The sequence below is a fragment of the Peribacillus sp. SIMBA_075 genome, from assembly GCF_046534585.1.
The window spans coordinates 94,474-113,945 of the sequence record NZ_JAWRYN010000012.1 but is presented as its reverse complement, the minus strand read 5'-3'; the positions used below and the strand labels follow the sequence as shown (position 1 = coordinate 113,945).

At 38.9% G+C, this 19,472-nt stretch carries 17 protein-coding genes and 3 pseudogenes; 7 read left to right on the top strand and 13 right to left on the bottom strand.

What is annotated here, in order from left to right; translation table 11 throughout:
- Positions 1-567 precede the first annotated feature (567 nt).
- Complete coding sequence (locus SB775_RS11810) at positions 568-1,956, top strand: cytochrome P450 (protein WP_410861706.1); 1,389 nt, start codon at positions 568-570, stop codon at positions 1,954-1,956.
- A gap of 152 nt (positions 1,957-2,108) precedes the next feature.
- Here SB775_RS11810 and SB775_RS11805 read toward each other — a convergent pair.
- From SB775_RS11805 to SB775_RS11770, 8 genes and pseudogenes are all read right to left on the bottom strand, one after another.
- Positions 2,109-2,393, bottom strand: a pseudogene (locus SB775_RS11805) (type IIL restriction-modification enzyme MmeI); the annotation flags it as partial.
- A 173-nt stretch (positions 2,394-2,566) separates the two neighbouring features.
- Complete coding sequence (locus SB775_RS11800; RefSeq protein ID WP_410861705.1) at positions 2,567-2,863, bottom strand: DNA methyltransferase; 297 nt, start codon at positions 2,861-2,863, stop codon at positions 2,567-2,569.
- Positions 2,864-2,961: 98 nt separating this feature from the next.
- A pseudogene (locus SB775_RS11795) lies at positions 2,962-3,323 on the bottom strand (DNA methyltransferase).
- A gap of 235 nt (positions 3,324-3,558) precedes the next feature.
- The gene (locus SB775_RS11790) at positions 3,559-8,223 is read right to left on the bottom strand and encodes a hypothetical protein (protein WP_410861704.1); all 4,665 of its coding nucleotides are present in this window, start codon (positions 8,221-8,223) and stop codon (positions 3,559-3,561) included.
- A gap of 193 nt (positions 8,224-8,416) precedes the next feature.
- Positions 8,417-9,601, bottom strand: a complete 1,185-nt coding sequence (locus SB775_RS11785) for an MFS transporter (RefSeq protein WP_410861703.1) — start codon at positions 9,599-9,601, stop codon at positions 8,417-8,419.
- A gap of 148 nt (positions 9,602-9,749) precedes the next feature.
- The gene (locus tag SB775_RS11780) at positions 9,750-10,544 is read right to left on the bottom strand and encodes a DUF4097 family beta strand repeat-containing protein (protein WP_289338170.1); all 795 of its coding nucleotides are present in this window, start codon (positions 10,542-10,544) and stop codon (positions 9,750-9,752) included.
- Complete coding sequence (locus SB775_RS11775; protein WP_410861702.1) at positions 10,541-11,092, bottom strand: DUF1700 domain-containing protein; 552 nt, start codon at positions 11,090-11,092, stop codon at positions 10,541-10,543. The genes SB775_RS11780 and SB775_RS11775 overlap by 4 nt, the downstream gene beginning before the upstream one ends.
- Complete coding sequence (locus SB775_RS11770) at positions 11,089-11,409, bottom strand: PadR family transcriptional regulator (RefSeq protein ID WP_061461705.1); 321 nt, start codon at positions 11,407-11,409, stop codon at positions 11,089-11,091. Before SB775_RS11770 ends, SB775_RS11775 begins: the two co-directional genes overlap by 4 nt.
- 231 nt (positions 11,410-11,640) lie before the next feature.
- Here SB775_RS11770 and SB775_RS11765 point away from each other — a divergent pair, with 231 nt between their 5' ends.
- Positions 11,641-12,699 carry a DUF2157 domain-containing protein gene (locus SB775_RS11765; RefSeq protein WP_410861701.1) on the top strand — a complete coding sequence of 353 codons (1,059 nt, stop codon included), beginning with the start codon at positions 11,641-11,643 and terminating at the stop codon, positions 12,697-12,699.
- Positions 12,692-13,228 (top strand): GDYXXLXY domain-containing protein, encoded by a 537-nt coding sequence (locus SB775_RS11760; RefSeq protein ID WP_061461703.1) that lies wholly within the window; start codon positions 12,692-12,694, stop codon positions 13,226-13,228. The genes SB775_RS11765 and SB775_RS11760 overlap by 8 nt, the downstream gene beginning before the upstream one ends.
- Positions 13,229-13,313: 85 nt before the next feature.
- Here the strand turns inward: SB775_RS11760 and SB775_RS11755 are convergent, their stop codons facing one another.
- Together SB775_RS11755 and SB775_RS11750 are read right to left on the bottom strand one after the other, a co-directional pair.
- Positions 13,314-13,793: a C40 family peptidase gene (locus tag SB775_RS11755; RefSeq protein ID WP_410861700.1), complete on the bottom strand. Its 480-nt coding sequence runs from the start codon at positions 13,791-13,793 to the stop codon at positions 13,314-13,316.
- 164 nt (positions 13,794-13,957) lie between these two features.
- Positions 13,958-14,230 (bottom strand): phage holin, encoded by a 273-nt coding sequence (locus SB775_RS11750; RefSeq protein ID WP_061461701.1) that lies wholly within the window; start codon positions 14,228-14,230, stop codon positions 13,958-13,960.
- A gap of 263 nt (positions 14,231-14,493) precedes the next feature.
- Here SB775_RS11750 and SB775_RS11745 point away from each other — a divergent pair, with 263 nt between their 5' ends.
- On the top strand, positions 14,494-14,736 hold the full coding sequence (locus SB775_RS11745; protein WP_318685561.1) for a hypothetical protein: 243 nt from the start codon (positions 14,494-14,496) through the stop codon (positions 14,734-14,736).
- A gap of 178 nt (positions 14,737-14,914) precedes the next feature.
- Here SB775_RS11745 and SB775_RS11740 read toward each other — a convergent pair whose 3' ends face one another.
- Positions 14,915-16,090 carry an LL-diaminopimelate aminotransferase gene (locus SB775_RS11740; protein ID WP_284471753.1) on the bottom strand — a complete coding sequence of 392 codons (1,176 nt, stop codon included), beginning with the start codon at positions 16,088-16,090 and terminating at the stop codon, positions 14,915-14,917.
- 71 nt (positions 16,091-16,161) lie between these two features.
- Positions 16,162-17,055: a TIGR01777 family oxidoreductase gene (locus SB775_RS11735; RefSeq protein WP_410861699.1), complete on the bottom strand. Its 894-nt coding sequence runs from the start codon at positions 17,053-17,055 to the stop codon at positions 16,162-16,164.
- Positions 17,056-17,263: 208 nt separating this feature from the next.
- On the opposite strand from SB775_RS11735, the gene SB775_RS11730 reads away from it, so the two are divergent.
- The 3 genes from SB775_RS11730 to SB775_RS11720 all read left to right on the top strand — a co-directional run bounded on the left by SB775_RS11730 (position 17,264) and on the right by SB775_RS11720 (position 19,053).
- Positions 17,264-17,446: a hypothetical protein gene (locus SB775_RS11730; protein WP_410861698.1), complete on the top strand. Its 183-nt coding sequence runs from the start codon at positions 17,264-17,266 to the stop codon at positions 17,444-17,446.
- Between the two features lie 162 nt (positions 17,447-17,608).
- Complete coding sequence (locus SB775_RS11725; RefSeq protein WP_061461697.1) at positions 17,609-18,019, top strand: GNAT family N-acetyltransferase; 411 nt, start codon at positions 17,609-17,611, stop codon at positions 18,017-18,019.
- 563 nt (positions 18,020-18,582) lie between these two features.
- A complete protein-coding gene (locus SB775_RS11720) occupies positions 18,583-19,053 on the top strand; it encodes a DinB family protein (protein ID WP_317778600.1) in 471 nt (156 codons plus the stop codon).
- A 224-nt stretch (positions 19,054-19,277) separates the two neighbouring features.
- Here the strand turns inward: SB775_RS11720 and SB775_RS11715 are convergent.
- A pseudogene (locus tag SB775_RS11715) lies at positions 19,278-19,445 on the bottom strand (oligopeptide/dipeptide ABC transporter ATP-binding protein); the annotation flags it as partial.
- Positions 19,446-19,472: the final 27 nt, after the last annotated feature.

Below are 19,472 nucleotides of genomic sequence, written 5' to 3'. Positions count from 1 at the left end.
CAGGTATGTAATTACCTATTGATGTCACTTTTATTGATAGTACATAAAAGGGCAACTCTTAAGGGCTGCCAATTTTGGTGAAAGTTAACCTATTAGATGTAGCCTCCCTCTACCCGTTCATCACGAGACAGCTCCTGATCGAATCGCCAATCTCTGCCAGAAACATATTACAATGATCAGTCTTTTATAAACAATCAAACTTAGTTCTCAAATCCAATAAAAAATATTTTGGAGCAGCTACTAAGGATAAGGATAACATTTTTCAAAAGGAAACTTTTTAAAATAGAAAATGCTCTGGAGAATACTGGATTTGAGTCAGTATTTTGGACACAAAAAAGTTAAAGCTTAAGCTGCATTTCTAATTTGGTCTTCAATGGCTTGTGGAGTTTTATATCCCAAGCTGCTGTGAATTCTTTTTCGGTTATACCAACCTTCAATAAATTGGAATATCGCTAATTTAGCTGTTTGGTAATCGTTAGTCTTCTTTTTAACAACCTGTCCAAACCAATTTATACTCTCCTCATAGAATGATTACAAGTAATTATATCGAAATGGAGGAACAAACCATTGAGTGACACAGATTTTTCACATGATTCTCCCAAGGGCCCAAAAGGAAGACTAATTACTGGCCATTCAAAGGAGTTTATTTCAGATACACTTGGCTTTCTTACCCACTTAGCAAAAGAATATGGAGATGTTGCTAAAATTCGTTTTGGACCTTTCCAAAATGTTTACTTCATTTCAAATCCAGATTTAATTAAGCAGGTACTTGTAACAAAACAAAAATCCTTCTTGAAATCTAAGGACTTCCATGCTTTAAAACCGTTACTTGGAGAAGGCCTTCTTACAAGTGAAAAAGAAATTCACATGCGCCAAAGAAGGCTTATTCAACCTTCTTTCAAAAAGTCTCATATTAGCAATTATGCACAGGATATGATTGATATAACAATGAACTATATTTCCGATTGGAAAAACAGGGAAGAACGGATTATTACGGAGGATATGATGAGCCTTGCTCTCGGTATCATCAGCAAGACCATGTTCAGTATGAACCTCAAAGAAGGATATGACGAGCTCGGGGAACCTATAGAAGCATCTATGAGAATTGCTGTTAAAAGGATGAGAACACTTCTTCAAATGCCATTATGGGTTCCGACTAAAAATAACCGTGAATTTAAAAATTCGATACAAAGACTTGATACAGTGATTTATAACTTTATTGAAAAACGTAGGGCAGATGCAGAGAGACATGAGGACATGCTTGGAATTCTAATGGATGCTCGAGATGATGAGGATGGCTTAGCTATGACAAACCAGCAGGTACGTGATGAGCTAATGACCATTTTCCTTGCCGGTCACGAAACAACTGCAAACGTGCTTTCCTGGACCTTATACTTGCTTTCACAACACCCTGAAGTGGAAACTAAACTTTTCAATGAAATAGATAGCGTTATCGGCAATCGTAACCCTACTCCTGACGATTATATGAAATTAACGTACACACAAAATATTATCAATGAATCAATGCGCATATACCCGCCTGGCTATATAGTATCACGGAAAGTGGAGGAGGATGTGGTAATAGGAGGATATCATTTTAAAAAAGGCGATATGCTCTTGTTAAGTCAGTATGTGATGCACCACAAGCCAGAGTATTTTGATAACCCAGAGTCTTTTAATCCTGAGCGATTTGAAAACAACTTTTTGAAAACTCTACCTCCGTTCGCTTACTTTCCGTTTGGCGGAGGGGCGAGAGTTTGTATCGGTAATCATTTCGCAATGATGGAAGCTGTGCTTGTCTTAGCGTGCATTGCTCAACGATATCGGATAAAGCTTGCGCCGGACCATCATGAAGTAAAACCACTTCCGTCTATTACACTCAGACCAAAGCGTGGATTGCGCATGATAGTCGAAGATAGAAAAGAGTCTTTTCGTGAACCCTTAATTGATGAGTAGTAATATGGATTTATGGCGGCCATTTGGCTTTGGAGCATTTGGGTGTGTTGGCCATTTTAGAAGTCCCTATTCTTTCAGTGACTATTTTTAGCAGATTTTTCGTAGGAGTCATACCTCTGAAACAAAGAAACAAAAGGCTGCAATGTTCTTCTTCAAGAAAGCATTGCGGTCTTTTCAGTTTCTGTTGGCAGAACTGCAGAATATTGATAATAGCTTTTCATACGACCACAAGTCGTCCTCATCCAGGCCATGTGTACATTTGATGTTAATATGCCAAAACTATACAAATTGGCTTCGGAAATAATTAGTAAACTCCCATTTGCAATTACGTTAGGTTCAACAATTGATATAGGGATGTAACGTCTTCTTTCGGATGATACTTCTATATATTGACTGTCAAGCTGTCTTATTTCACCGAATAGCATAGGATAATCAGCTAATTTATTAGTTTATTCTGTTTTGTGTTTCTAATCCGGTCCATAATAAATCTTGATTTCCGAATTAATCTGGGTTCTGGAGTATCTTTGAGCCATAAACACAACGAATTTTATTATTTATTAGTTCGTCACCGCCAACATATCTTTTTAATAAGATTTCTGTGTTGGGATTCTCATCTACACACTGTTTTTTCATCATTCGATAGTATCAAAAATCCATTATCTATAGGCATACTTCCATAATTTATTTTAGCAACATTCACGAGAGGATTTTTCCTGCTTTCAATAAACACAGTAGGAGCATCTACTAGATAAGGATTGATATTTTGGGTAAGTATTACTTCGTCACCGTCAAAAATTTTCTTTTTCTTGAGGGTACCTTTTGAAAAACCTATTATTACACAATGGACAGCAGCCTTTCTTTTTGCCTCATTGGTCCAGACAAAAGACCGGTAAGCAAAATCTATCACTATGCTTATTCTTCAATGATTTCATCCCATAAAATAGGTGTTTATTCACCTTGAACTATACTATTTGTGGATACAAATGCTGTCCTAACAAATGTATCTTACATATATTGTGCAGCTTTATAATACCAAGCAGTTACATAGTCTAATTTTCCAATACCTTTTGTTTTGTTACCAAAAGTGTTTAGTAATTGGGGATTCCCAATGATGTAGGACAATTCTTCTTTTGAGATCACATCTTCCCAATCAATCGTTAATGCATTTCCATCTTCCTTTCCATAATGAATATATTCATTTGATGGTCCATAAGCCACATTCCAACCTGGGCGATCTGCCCTGGAAATTCTTCGTATTCCATCCCGTAGAATTGGCTTACGCTTACTTTTATAAAATCCTTTAAAAACTCTTCTATAAATTTTAACTCAGCTAACTTTTTTTTGGAAATAATCAAGTTACCTTTCATTACTTTTAACTCGTTCAAATTCCTCATAAAGATCATCCAAAAATAAAGGCTTGATTACCTTTAAAATATTAATCTCTGATGTATATTGTGCACCAAGCTCACGTTTTTCTCTTTCGTTCTTGAGCATCAAAAAAACGCTTGGAAAATCCAAGCGTTTTTTTGATGCTCTATTATTCGTAACGCCGCTCAGCGCTTCTTCTTCATTAACCTTACAGTGGTTTAACGATACAATTAATTAATTCCAACGATTGAACCAATTCTTGATCCTTTGTTTATTTTTCTCAAGAACCTCCTTCGATGTCCGGTTGTCTTTTTGTTTTTTCCATTCAAAGAGAGATGCAATTCCGATAAGGAGCCCTCCACCGATGATTAAATACAGCCACCAGGGCATCTCGCCCCACATCGAGTTGGTATTCATATAGACATTGAATAAAATGGTGCCAGTTCCAGCGATGAAATAGGATTTGTATTTCATCATGAATCCAAAGAGCATAGCAGCCAATGATACTGTTCCAATAATGAGCGCATCATATAAGGTGTTGCCCGCCATTGCATCAATGATCAAAACTGAAAACAGGAGGAAAACAATACCGATCTCAATATATTGTGTAATTTTTCCTTTAACAAAGATTTTCCTCAGCAGAATGGTGCTGATAATGAAAAGCGGCAGAATATTTACCTCCACCTCAAGTACCGCTGGTATCGTAAATTGATCGGTTATGACCCAATAGGGATAAAGGCTGAACAATATCGCTGCAGACAACTGGATTTTTCTTTCCATCGTTCCTGTCGTCGTGCTTCTCATTAAAATGAAATAGGCCGGAATCAGAAGTGCCACGATGATTTCGAGAATGAATTGTGGTTCCCCAATCAAAACATCCATGTTCATGGCAAGAAGGAACAGCAGACCATAGACTCTGTAAAAATCCAATTGAAGTCCTGCCCCGCCTTTATTCAGCATGCCTTTAAAGAATTTCCTGCTTAATAGTACCATCATGGCGGTACACCCAAAAAGGATTGTCGTTTCAACGAAAGGCCGTAATGTGTCCGCATACATGATGATGGTCCAATACGGATACAAACTGAGAATTCCCGTCAGCCAAACATAGATGCCCTTTTCTTTTACATCCTTTGTGAAACTGCCAATCAGGATGAAGTAAACCGTGATCAAGAGTGATGCAAAAACCTGGAGTAACTGGCTTGGTGTTTCAGTTACTGCAACTCCCCTATTCATGGCAAGTAAAAATAGCAGGCCATATACTCTGTATGCATCGATGGTTATACCTGTTTCTTCCCTTTTGATTAATCCAGTGAAGTAACGTCGGCTTAAAAACAGCATTCCTAACATACAGCTGAAAAGGACCATCAATCCCATTACAACCGAGAGGCTCTCGGCATAGATGACGATGATTAGGAAAGGATACAGACTGACTATAGCAGCAATATTGGAATAGATTTTCCGTTCTTGCTTTTCCTTTGTGAAGCTTCTCAGGAAAATGAAATAAGCGGTTAACAAGAGCGAAACAAAGACTTTAAGTAACAGTTGATCAGTTTTATTAAAAACCTCTACATTCAAATCGATCAAAAAGAATAAACCATAGATTCTGAAGGGATCAAAGCTGGTGATGCCTGATCCGTTTTTCTTAAGTAACCCGCTGGAATGCAGCCTGCTCAACAACAACATTCCTGCCATACAGCCAATAAGAACAGCCAAACTTGTGAAGATTGGGAGTGTATGTGCATAGTCTTTGATAATGATAAACGGAAAAATTCCGATGATGGCCGCTACCCCTGAGTAAATGCTTCTTTCATCCTTATAGATCGTGAGCCTTCTCATCAGGATGAAGTAGCTAGGCAACAGCAGGGAAACAAAAATCCCCAAAATCGCAGTACCTGTATCACTCGTAAACACTTCCAGATTCAGAGTACACAGATATAACAAGCCATAAATCCTATAATAATCAATGGATCTCTTCGATTCCTCTTTGTTGACCAATCCTTTGAAATGGCGACTGCTGGCAAACACCATCACAGCCGTGCATAAAAATAATACGATAATCGTCATGATCAGGGGTAATGTATTTACATACATATTGTAGAAAATGAACGCCAGGCTTAGAAGAACCACTACATAGTTCCGCCAATTCCTTTTCATGAGCAGATACCAGGTAAACAAGAACTGTACTGTCATCACCCCGACCCAGACCAATTCCCAGTCAAGCGGAAAATCCCTGATTGCCGTTTCCAATATGGATATGCTTATGCCTAAATGAATGAATGGAATAAGGTAATACTCCATGATGCCTTTCCAATTCTTATTGGAAACCGCCCACAGAATGGTTATGATTCCTGTTGTTATCATCAAGCATATTGATGTAATGAATACCATTTGCCCCATGTTTGCCAAAAATAAGTGGACCTGTAGGAAAAGAACTGAAAACCCTAGGTACGTAAAAACGTATTTTTCCCATTTCACATGTGCCCGCCAGACACTCAAAATATAGATCAACAGCTGTGCAGTATATAGGAACGGTGAACTTTCCGTATTGACAATGAGCAAATATCCAACAGGAATCGCCAGTATATTGGCAAGGTGACTTGCGTAAATGAAGTACTGCTTCCCATTTTTCGAATATTTCCCAAGCCATTCCCCTAAAAGGAAAAAGATAACAGGTCCGGTCAGCACGAACGCAATCTTCAACACCATTGAACCAAAATCAAAAACATCGTAGAGCGAAGCATATAGGCCGGCACTTGAAATCACGACAGGCACCCAGAATATGTGCTTCCGATGTATATGGACGGACCAACCATTTATTGCAGCAGCTACGGCAATCACTCCGCTTGCCTCTAAAGGATTCATTGAATTGAATGGAATCCATAAAAATGAAAGGAAGGAAAGAATCTGACCACTATATGCAAAAACAGGAAAGAATTTATGATATCCCTTTTTTAATGTGTAAGCCCCACCGATGGAAATCAGGGAAACCCCCATTAAATAGAGGCTGACCGGGATATTTGAACGGGCCCACTCTAAACTTTCCAACAAATATGGATAGAAAGCAACCAAAGCCAGAACGAAAGTGATTGGAAATCCGTAAATGGCGTTTTCCTTCATATGCTTTGTATCGTCTTTTATATATGTGATGAAGAAAAGTCCAGAGATCATGGCGAGGGCGGCGCTAACTGCAAGCCAATCCATCTCGCTGAATTTACTGGTCAGTATCATTAACATGATCATTGGGGAGATAAGTAAGATACTCCTCTTAAACAGGCTGTACCTTGGGTGGTTATATAAATATAATCCAAGGTATTGAATGACCTGAAGGATAAAAATCAGATTTAAAACGGTAGAAAAAGAGACTGGCAAGGCAAAGAAAAGATATACGAACGCTAAGTTGAAAACAACAACCGCCGGGTACGTGAAGCCTGAATTTCTCGATTGAAGGGAAACATAGACAAGCTGTGCGGATACTATCATGAGCGCGATGAATATTTGCGCATAGTTTTCCTGGTACACCATTGCGTTTATATATAGGAAGACAATCCCGCTCTCAATCAAACTGGTAAACATGAAATTCTTGGAAAGCTTATTCATTTTGAATTTGGCCAGATATTTGGAAAGAGCTGTAAAAATGATTGGTACAAGTGCAAAAGCAATGACCACGTACTCACTTAAAAATGAATTAAAAACAAAATGGATATATCCATAAGTGAAAACGGCACTAAAAGCCATTTCATAATGTTTCTTTTGGAATTTAACGAAAAAAACTAAAAACAAAACAGAAAAGACCATCAACGTTAGCGAATACACAAAGTTACTTGAAAATAACGTCAAGATCGCAAAGGCTTCCACGATGATCTTAAACTGGATGAATTGAAAAATGAATGGTTTGAATATCTTTAAGGCTTTTTGACTTTTCAATTGTTCAATATTCCATAAAAGTATTAAGTTAAGAATGCCAATCGTCAAAAACATCCACTCGATAGTCGGCGTCACAAAAGCCAAACCGAAATAGCAGGTAATGCCGAACGTGAATATGGAAATGAATATGAATATTTTCGACTTAAAGTAGTTAGCGATCTTAAAATAAATGGCTAAGCAGAGTAGTCCTCCAAGAAACCCCAGAAGCCCCCGCCCCCCACCATTAAGTGAAAGGTACTCTCCAAAAATCCGATAATATGAAGCTGATAAAATCGTAATCGGAATAAATAAACCCGCTAGCGTCAGGAATGCAAAAGCGGTCTGTTTAATTTTCAGCTTTGAAGCGATGAAGGCCATTCCCGCAAAAATGCCGGATACCATTCCAATGAATAAAACCTTCAGGACCGCATTCAAATCTCCCCATGAAGAGGTTGCCAAAATCACCCCGCCGAACAGAAGCAATATGACCCCCGTGAGCAGGATAACAGAGATATTCCGTTCCCTGATCTGCTCAGGTGTTTTCTTCGGTTTTGCTGGTTTTGCTGGTTTCTCCCGCTTGATTGCCTGCTGTTGAATAACCGGTATCCTTTCAGGGATTCCCTTGATAGGTTCAAGACTATCCTCCAAAACTGATTCATTAGGTTCATATCCTGTCTTCTCATCTTTCAATATCGATTCTTTCAATCCACCAGATTCCAGTAATTCCAATGAAGCTTCTTCAATCTGGCTATCTTGAACCTTCTTCTCGGGACTTTCACCGATAATCGTCTCAGGTCCTTGAATGGATTTCCTTTTTTCATGCTCTAAGCACTTTTGTTTATAGAGGGCTAATTGGAAATGCCTTTCGTAGGCCTTGCTAATCCGGATATATTCTGATTTAGGGATGAGCCGCCTTTCCCATAAAATACCCAGCTCTTCTTGGAAAATGCGCTTCCTTCTTTCTAATGTCATTTCTTCGTTTGAAGAATCATTCATCCCCAGATTCCCCTTCCTTCTATTAGGCCTTATATCATCGTATGTATATTCTCTTTTCGATAATAACAAAGTTTTTCCATTTTTTAAATATTAAGGATGATACCCTGATAAAACAACGGAAACCAGTGTCTTCCTCCCAACTCAAAAAAAGAATGACTTCAACTGAAGTCATCCAAAGTCCTCAAATTGATTTTTACTTTTCCTCGCTCCTGATAATGCATAAATAAACGATCATTGATATGAAAATCGAGACTGCTGCCGTGATATAAATGCTTCTATAGCCTAAGAGATAGCCTATCTGTCCGAACACAATAGCACCTATACCCACTCCAAGATCGAAAAAGGAAAAGTATGTTGCATTCGCCATCGCCTTTCGATTGGCTGCCGTCTTTTCAATCGACCATGCCTGAAGCGCCGGCTGAACGGAGCCGAACCCAAATCCATAAAGCACTGCCGCGATGTAAAGGGCCGCTTCACCCGGCATCCACGCAAGCAGCAGCATCCCAGCCATGATGAGCACTGTTGAAGGAATGAATATTGCCCGATGTCCCCTTCGGTCATATAATCGACCCGAGAATAATCTCGTGACCATGAGGGCCATTGCATATACTAAAAAGTACCACTGAATTCCACCTACCCCTTTTTCCGCTGTATAAAGAGGAAGGAAGGTTGCAATTCCACCAAATGTGACGGAAATGAAGAAAATGAGCAAAGATGGCTGAAGGGCACTTTTTTCATATATATCGAACCTTTTGGCTGACACTGCCGTCGAAGGATCACTATCCACTTTTTGATATCGAATAAGTGATGCTGAAATGATGGCAAACAATCCTAATAATGAACAGATCAAGAACAACTCTTGAAACGGGAGGACCGTAACTAGAAATAGACCCAATGATGGACCGAATGCCAATGCTAAGTTACCCGACAAACCGTAGTAACCCATCCCCTCACCACGCCGTTTCGCGGGGATTATATCGGAAGCTATTGTTCCTGAAGCCGTTGAAGAAAATCCCCAGCCGACGCCCTGTACAATCCGCATCATGAATAACAAGCCGATGCTGCCCATAAAACCGAAGGAACCCACGGACAATGCGAAAATGGCTAACCCGATAATAAAAACGATTCGCCTTCCCTTCGTTTCCAATAATCTGCCGGCAATTGGCCGAACAAGCAAGGCCGAAAAAGTAAAAATTCCAAGGACAGCCCCCACCAGGCGGTCATCACCACCAAGCTGCTCAACAAACAGCGGGAGGGTCGGCATCGTCATTTGAAATCCCATGAAGATGCACAGATTTGCCAAACAGATCATGATAAAGTCACGTGTCCAGATTTTGTCATTCCCTCTTACCCGTTCATCCACTAAGGTTTCCCTCATATTCCTTCACCTTCTAATTAAAATAGTCACTGCCAGTTTACTAAAAATGGTTAAAATAAGCGAATGATTTATTTCGTGTACCTAAATATATATCAAAAGAAAAGCCCAGTATGACACTGGGCCTCTTGCAAATTTTCACGATTCACGACTATTTCGTTACTTCGATTTTCCCATTATTCGTTTCCAATTTCACTAAGTTTTCACCTTTGCCAATGACAACATTCCTATCATATTTATTGAGAATATCGATTTTCCCATTGTCAACATGAACATCAAAGGTTGTATTGGTCGGCTCCTTATCTGTTTTAATCATGATTTTCCCATTGTCACTTTCCAATTGAATATTCCGATCCAAGTCTTTTGTGACAAGAGAGATTTTACCGTTATTCGATGACCCAACCAGATTTCCCTCTACATTATTAAGATCTACTCTTCCATTAGCAGATTTCACTTTGACTTTTTCGGTTATTATATTATTTAATTCAACACGGCCATTTTGTGATTCCACGTTCAGATTCTTTATCTCCAGTTCATTCATTTGCACTTTTCCATTATCACTTTTAACGACAAAGGACTTATAAGATTTCTCGGGCACATACACTTTTAAATGTAATGATTGAATTTGAAACCCAAAGCTAAAGGAATGTTTATCTTTTAATGTAACCGAAAGTTTCTTGCCTTCCACATCTGCAGAGAAATCCAGCTTGGAAACATCCACACCTTTTGAAACCAACTCTATCCTGGTATCCTTATCCTTCGTTGGAATAATCTCTACAGCTGCATTGTCAGCGTCGACCTGAACGTCCGTCACGATCTCTGAAACCGTTTTTTCCTCTGTAGTCGTTTTCTTATCCGTCACTTGGAAAAAAGTAAACAGACTTCCTATTACTCCGACCAATAACAATACAAGTGCAATGATCGATAACTTTTTAACATTAATCATTTTTTCAAACCGCCTTTCACAAGGGAAGCGTTAAATTTTAAATAACGAATGAAACCTTTGGTTAAAGCGCTCGTAGCGACAAACATTCCCATGGCAATGAAAATGCCAATCCCGCTTAGCCCCAATAAAAAGAACAGATCGAATAATTGAAAGTTGCCCACTGCAAGGTTGAAAATAACGCCCAACGGAGCAAGAATGAACGCTATCGCCGATGCCCATCCTGCAATGACAACTCCGACCAATGCCATAAAAGGTCCTAAAACGATCACTAAATTAAAGAATCCCAAACCAATGACTGCCCAAACGGCCCGAATTACATTACTGGCAGAAGTCGATTGTTCGACCTGACCAAGATGGTAGGATGCCAACAGCTCCTTGGAAATCTGTTTAGGATTCCCAAGGGAAGTGGAAATTTCCTGCTCTGTCTTCCCTTTTTCCATTCCAATTGCAAAATACTCCTCGTAATCTTGGAGGATATCTTCCTGTTCCTCTAAAGAAAGCCCTATTAAAGATTCATTCAACTGCTTTAAAAACTGTTCTTTATTCATTGGTTCACACCCTCCTTGATTAATTGGTTGACCCCATTGGAAAATTCATTCCATTCCGTCAGCAACTCTTGAAGGTATCGCCGGCCTTTGTCGGTTAACTTATAATACTTGCGCGGTGGCCCTTCTGTTGATTCTTGCAAATAAGTCGTAAAATACTCTTCCTTCGTCAATCGTCGTAAAAGTGGATATACCGAACCTTCCGATATCTCGATTTGATCTGAAATCTTCTGTACAAGTTCGTAGCCATAGCGGTCCTGCTTATCCAATAAGACCAGGACGCACAGTTCCAAGACACCTTTCTTGAATTGTACATTCATAGCACCAACACTCCTTCCAAAACTTTTTTTCAGTATAGTTCAATAAACAGTACTGAACACCGAACAGTACATCTTATGTAAATAATTTACCATATGGTACTATTTATTGCAAGATACTGAAAATATTTTTTTCTTACATGCAATCCAATGAGGGTAGAAGAAAATTAACATATATTCATAGCTGTAAGAGAATACATTGTATAATAGTAAAATATGGAAGGGGGAAGTGTTTTGGTCAAAAAAGAAATAACCAAAAAGAAATTCGAGTTTCTTGAACATGAATTTAATTACCTTGAAAAGGAAGGAGTCATCTCCCAGCAAGAAAAAGTGAGGATGTTAGATTCCTATGATGTAAAAGGTAATTTGAGTTTCATCACTATTCTATTATCCATTGGGGCACTTCTTTTAGGTCTGGGGATATTGACCTTTGTCGCCAGTAACTGGATCTATTTAAGTAAAGCGGTTAAATTCCTACTTATCATTGCATGCCTCATCGGAGTGAACTTTGCTGGTGTGAAGTGGCAGGCACGCTTTCCCAAAACGTCACGAAGTCTGCATTATGCAGGGATTCTAATATTTGGTGCAGGGATTTTTCTAATTGAGCAGATGTTTAACATCAGCATCAATTTCAACAGTTCCTTTTTATTATGGGCCATCGGAACGGTATCCATCGGTTACTATTTAAAGGATGTCTTCATCCTTATTTTTACAGCTTTCTTGCTTTTCATTTATATTAACGGAAGTATTTTCGTTGATGAAACGTCTTATCCGCTTGCCATTCTTGTATTTTTACCGGCATTATACATTCTGTTAAAGAAATTCGATTACCCTAAGTACCTGACTTTTTTCATTAACGCTTTAGCCATCAATACAATTGCCTTATTTCTAATGGAATCCGTTCCGAAGCTGGAATTTGAAAACTCGAATACGATTGTCCTTTCCATTCTGTTTTTGTTGGGAATTCTGCTGGCCTATATTCCAGTAAGAACTAAATTGCAAAACATCACCCACATACAAGGGCATATGTTACATGGTATTACTGCACTCTTCCTCACCTTTGATTATTCAATCTGGTTCCCTTTAGCTTATTTCGTTTTTCTGCTATATCTCATTCTAAAAGGCAGTTTGACCAGCATCGTGATCATCTGTGCACTGATTTTCAGATATTACATCGATTCCTTTGACTTCCTGCCAAAATCGCTTACATTCATCATCGGCGGCATCATGCTTATCGGGTTTGGCTTCTTCTTTGAAAATCGACGAAAAAAAGGAGGAGAACTCAATGAATAAACCATCATTACGGCCTCTCATTGTATTTACCATTCCAGTCTTGATTCTTTTAGTCTTGGCGCTTCCTCCAGTCTGGACAACGATGACAGGCGATGTAATCAAGATTAAAACTGCCCCGGTCGATCCGACTGACTTGTTTAGGGGCAGCTATGTGGCATTGCAATACGAAATTGAATCCGTTAAGCCATCACAACTCGATAGCTCGATTAAATCCGATTTCAATACTAGAAATACGGGTGATTATAAAAAGGTATATGTACGTTTAAAACAAAACACCGATGGGCTATATGATGTCGATTCCGTAACGAAAGAAAAACCCGGCAATGGCATTTACCTAAAAGGGGAATTGCAAATCCCTTATGACCTGCAAAATGCTAAAACCATTCAGATCAGATACGGTCTGGACAATTATTTCGCATCCGAAGAAAAGGCTAAGGAAATGGAGAAGGACGCATTGGCCAATCCTTCAGTGGCCGTGGTAAAGGTTCGTAATGGAAATGTTGTCTTAACGGATATTATCATTGAATGACCCGATCCCGGATATGACTAGCAAAAAAGAGCATCTGAATCGATGCTCTTTTATTTGCTGTACTTTTTATATAAACATCAAATTGTTACTTAATGACTCGTTTTGCCCCTATATATTTTTCTTTCCAATACTTATCACTCATTTTGACCACCTTGACTCCTTTGGTCGTGGTCCCGACAAATGTGCCATTTCCATAATAGATTCCAACAAAGGATACCTGCCCTTTCTTACCTGTAGCATAGAAGACCAAATCGCCCGCCATTAAGTCCGTTTGTTTCACGGCCTTTCCGATTTTATACTGTTCCGCACTCGTTCTCGGAATCTTCATTTCCGTCGCGGCATTTTTATATACATATTGGGTAAGACCACTTGCATCGAACCCTATCGGTGTCGTCCCTCCATATTTATAGGAGCTTCCCACCTGCTTCTTTGCCAAAGCAGCAACTTCATCACCATAATTAATAGAAGCTGAAGCATTAGCCGGACTGAATATGAATGCCGTTAACAATGCCCCGAGTAAAACTATGGCAGCAAGCCATTTTGAAACTGGTAAACTATAACTCATTCTTTTTCCTCCCCAAACTGAAAATGAACCACAATTTTAAATGTATGTTGCATTTTAGTTTTCAGACCAAAAAAAAATTCATTCGTCCACCAACATCCCTGCAAAAAAACAAAAAACCAGATACCCCGTTGTGTAACTAGTACGGTGTTATCTGGTTTTTTCTATTACTTGGGCTCCTCGTATTGTCGAGCATTTTCACTGTCGCTTAGACCCTTCGTGGTATGATCGACCACACCGCCGACCCCAAAGAAAGTAAGCGCTATGAAGTTAATGATGCCTAATGCCCCGTTAATTGCATCATCAGTTATGCTAAAGCCTATTGGGGTAATGAAATTGTTTATGAACGCAGCAACCATCTGCGCCAAAAATAAAAGCCCTGGAAGGAGTACAGTGAATATAAACGTCGGATTCTTAAGGCGCACTTTCCAGTTGATCATTGCTTTTCCCCCTATCTATCATATTAAGTCAACTTTATTGAAAAATAGTTACGGACTTGCTATATATTATGCTGCTTGTCCATTTTACGTTCGAAAACTCCATGAAATTCACCTTTAAAAAGGTCCATCCGAGGATGGACCTTCTCTTAAACATCAAAATAGTTTTAGAAAACTAGAGTGAGAGAAACCAATTCCCTTTACGAAAAGTGTAAAATTTTGTAACTTTTATACAGGACATACGTACATGAATGAGGAGGTGTAAAATGAAAAAGTATCTTTTTTTCACGATTAGTTTCTTATTGATATTCATGATATTACAAGTTTTATCCGGACTTATTCTAACTGCTGCATATGCCCCTGATTTTTCAGGATCAGGACATATCGGCGGTACAGTATCCAATGAGGTCATTTTTGTGCAACGTTCGGAAATGCCTATAATGATAATTGCTGCAATCTCTGCTGTATCAGCCTATTTCATTTTAAATAAAGCCGCGAAAAATAATTAAGCAGTAGAAACAAAAATAAAGAACGTTCGATCCATGATCGAGCGTTCTTATATCCCAATGTAATGAACATAAATCAATAGGCATGATACTTGCTTTTCGCTTCAATTTTCCCCATATTTGCCTGAGGATGAAATCCTGGAATGATATTCCTTTACTTCCCCTTACTAAATGACAACTTTTACACTCGATATTCCTCCAAAAACAATCGAATCCGTTCAGCAGCTTCCGTCAACCTCTCAGCCGGTTGGACCAAAGCCATCCGGACATACCCTTCACCCTGTTTCCCAAAAGCATCTCCAGGAACGGTTGTAACTCCTGCTTTTTCAATCAGTGCATAGGAAAAATCTCGTGATTTCCAACCAGCTGGAACTTTGGCCCAAATAAACATGGTCGCTGAGGTCCTCGGCACTTTCCATCCCCCTTCGGCAAGGCCTGATATCAAGGCATCACGCCGGGACTCGTATTCCTTAACCTGATCGGATAGCAGCGAAAGGTTGGAAGTAAGCGCCATTTCGGCAGCTTTTTGGATGGGATAAAAAACCCCATAATCAATATGTGATTTCAATGTTCCCAAGATGTTCAGCACATCGCGATTGCCGACCACATACCCAATCCGGCAGCCGGCCATATTAAATGTTTTGGAAAGTGAATTAAATTCAATCCCCACTTCCTTGGCACCAGGAATGGACATAAAACTAATTTGTCGATGATTATCAAAAATCAACTCAGAATAAGCAAAATCGTGAACCACCAGGATCTCATTCTTTTCCGCAAACGATATGACTTCTGAAAAGAAAGCCTCATCAGCAAGGGCGGTGACTGGATTTCCCGGATAACTGATGATCATCATTTTCGTTTTTTTCACTATTTCATCCGGAATGCCGTTGAGCTGCGGCAGGAATCCATTCTCCGCAGTAAGCGCCATCGGATGAATGATTCCGCCGGCAAGCTCAACACTCGCTTCATAAATTGGATATCCCGGATCTGGCACCAGCACATAATCTCCCGGATTTATCATCGCCGTTGCCAAGTGTGCAAGGCCATCCTGGGATCCCATCAGTTGCAGGACTTCCTTTTCTGCATCCAGTTCCACTCCGTAACGCTGCCGATAAAAGTAACGGACTGCCTCATGGAATTCAGGCGTACCTTTTAACGTATATCCATAGGAATTAGGATCCTGTGCATACTTCACAAGCGTATCCACAACAAAATCAGGCGGTGGTAAATCCGGACTTCCGACACTCAAATCAATAACATCCATCCCTCGTTTCATCGCTGCCCGCTTGCGGGTCGCCAACTCTGAAAATATCCCTGTTTTGAATCTTCCGACTTTTTCTGATGGCCCCATATTCATTCTGCGATTCCCCTTCATTAAATGATCTTATATCTATCATTATAGCAATCAATCTACAATATTTTATACCCTTAATTAGAGTTCATCAGTATCTGATGAAGAGCTTCATCAAGATGATGGAATTCAAATGCATATCCTTCTTTTTCCAACCTCTCAGGTATGACCCAGCGGCTTTTTAATATCAATTCCGCTTCGGTCCCCATAAAGAAAGCCCCTATTTCAAGCATGGGTGTCGGGCAAGGCATTCCTATCCTTTTATTCATGTTTTTTCTCAAATAGGCCATCAGTTCACGATTTGTAACTGGGTGCGGCGATGAACAATTGAACACCCCGCTCAACTCCTCATTCTTTCTCAGAAAAAGGACAATGTTAAATAAGTCTTCTATATGTATCCAACTGAATTTCTGATTTCCTGATCCTTGATGTCCTCCCAGGCCGAATTTAACCAAATTCCTATAAGGGGTCATCACTCCCCCATCGCCCAATACAATGGCGATCCGTAAAGCAATTTGTCTCGTCTTGGGTAAGCGGAAATCGAAAAATGAGCGCTCCCATGCTTTTGCTACATCAACGGAAAAGCCTGAACCGATTACACCATCCTCTTCTGTCATTGGTTTATCTTCAGCATGCCTGTATATGGTTGCCGTGCTTGAGTTTATCCATAATGAAGGAGGATTTTCACATTGTTCAATCGCCTGTCCGAGCACTTCAGTCGTATTTGTTCGTGAATCTAAGATTTCTTTCTTATTCTTGACATTGTAGCGGCAATTGACTGTTTTTCCGGCGAGGTTGATTAACATATCCGAATTATCGATTGTTTCCCTTATTCCTTCTTTATCTTCCCATCCGATATGCGGGGTTTGCCTGGAGATGATTCTTACCTCATATCCCAAATTCCTGAAATGATTTTCAAAGTATTGACCGACAAAACCAGTCCCGCCAGCTAAAACCACTTTCTTCAGCATATAACCAACCCGCTTTCTGTTATGTGTTAATAGTTCGAGTACTAACCAGTAACATCCTTTTTGTGAATTACTTCACAAAATTATACCATATTATTACATTAGATGGTATCTACCACGGTGGCAATAATTAAGGAACTTGTCCAAGCAAAAGGGGAAATTACACATAAATTAGTAATGTGGAAAATTATAAAACAAAAGGATGATTACAGTGTCAAATAAAAAACTAAGAACAAGTAGTTCTAGAACTAGTAATTTTATAACTGGTAATTTTAGAAGCGGCACTTCCAAAATTGGAAATAGCAGCCGCAGGGCTGGCTTGATAAGAGTCTTGGAAAATTTATTAAAAAACAATAACGGTAATTCAATCAAGGAATTTAAACGGGATTTTTAAGAGGTTTCTTTTTTAAAGATTAATATGGAATCCCTTTGGAATATTCTAAAGGGATTCCATATTAATAAAACATTAATACTGATTGCTAAGTTTTGGTTATGTATAGCTATATATTTCTGGTAAATATCTGTTATATCCAATAGAGATAAAGGAGAAATTACGATGTACTTTCGAGACTGGAAACCTAAAAAAGACATCAAGAAATTAACGGAAATTACGGTAAGTAATTTTTGGGTTTCGTCAGATACAGTGAATGAAATTTTGCAAAAGTCACATAAGGTACTTGTGATTTGTAATGATAAAGGTAAAGTAGTGGGATTTCTTTGTTATAATCTTTATTTATCTAAAGTGGCTCATATTAATTATATAGTGCTTGAGAAGAAGTATAGAGGAAAGGGAAATCTGCAATCACTTTTACCAGGATTAGTAGCTTATGCAAGAAAAAAAGGGATCCTTGTAGTATCCGGTTTTGTGAACAAATATAACCCTGAGGCATTGCAAAAATTTAAAGAATTTGGATTTAAACCGATTTTAATTTATCATGATGACATTCTAATTCAATCACTGATTTAAAAGGGTCCTCCTGGCCCCTATCACCATAAATACGAAGAAATCGATTAAAATACATTCTGTTTTATCCTTCATTAATTGGACTCTCAATAAGGAATATTAGGATTACTCGGATATATGAATCTTGTGGTTCCATGCAATGAACAACAAGGAAAATGAAATCGCCTGTAAATTCCACATGGATTCATAGGCATTTTCCCTGTAGTCTATTCAACCTTTTATTAAACCTTAATCATGATCTAATTCCTCTCTAGTTTGCTTCATTAAAATGATCTGTTCTACATTTAAACATGGACAATCTAATGGAACGAAAACCTCCGCCCATATGTCCTCCCTTGGCATGGTATTAGAGATTCCTTTAAAAATGCCAACAAGTAGAAACTGGCTACCTTATACGATATCCTAATTGAATTAAACAGGAACGGTACAATATATATTAGAAGGAATACGCATTAATATACAACTTCGAACAATCATTATTTTTTCCTTATTTTCAAAATAATTCAATAAATCATGCATCAAACCGTGTATAGTAATGATATACACTGCTTAATGAGGAGGAAATTATGAAATCAATTGAACTAATCATCTTAAATCTGGAAGAGGTCAGAAGAAGAAACATTAAACTATGGATTTCAATACCTAATGACACTCTCCATTGGAAACCAGATGACAAGGCAATGAGTTGTTTAGAAATGGTTAGACATGTCCTTGATAGTGAGCATTACTATCATTTATCTATTAAAAATCAAGGTAGCTTATCAGTTTATGAATCACCATTCGAAAAACAGCCACTTATCTCTGTCGAAGCAGAATTAAACTTTGCCGAACCCTACAGGCGTGATTTTTTGGAAACAATAAAATCCTTCAGCGAAGACGACTTATCAAATATTAAAATTGATCGCTCTAATATGGGATATATTAGAGATTTAGGAGACATGTTACTTAGAATCGCTTATCATGAGTCAGTACATACTGGTCAATTATTGGACTACTTAAGAACTGCCGGAGTTCCTAGAATTAGCGTTTGGGATTAACTGCATCGCTTTCAAAGGGCGATTCATCATGGTGGATCACCCTTTTTATTTTGCAGCCGTGTCATATACGGCATGAAAAATCCTTAAGATATCTATAACCTGACTTCAAGATAACTCCGCTCTATTCTAGCCACCCATTAATGAAAAATAATGATTATCCTAATCAAATCTATAATCATCGTAAAATATTCTTTAAATGTATAAGTCTCACAGTTCAATAATTTTCACACATGATGACAGGCTGTGAAATGTCCATTCCCCATATCCCGGAACTCCGGAACCTTTTCGGCGCAAAGCTCCGTTGCCATCGGACAGCGAGTCCTGAACTTACATCCCGATGGCGGGTTCACCGGACTCGGAATGTCGCCATTTAATATGATCCGCTCCCGCTTTCCTTCGATCCACCATCCCCTGAACTG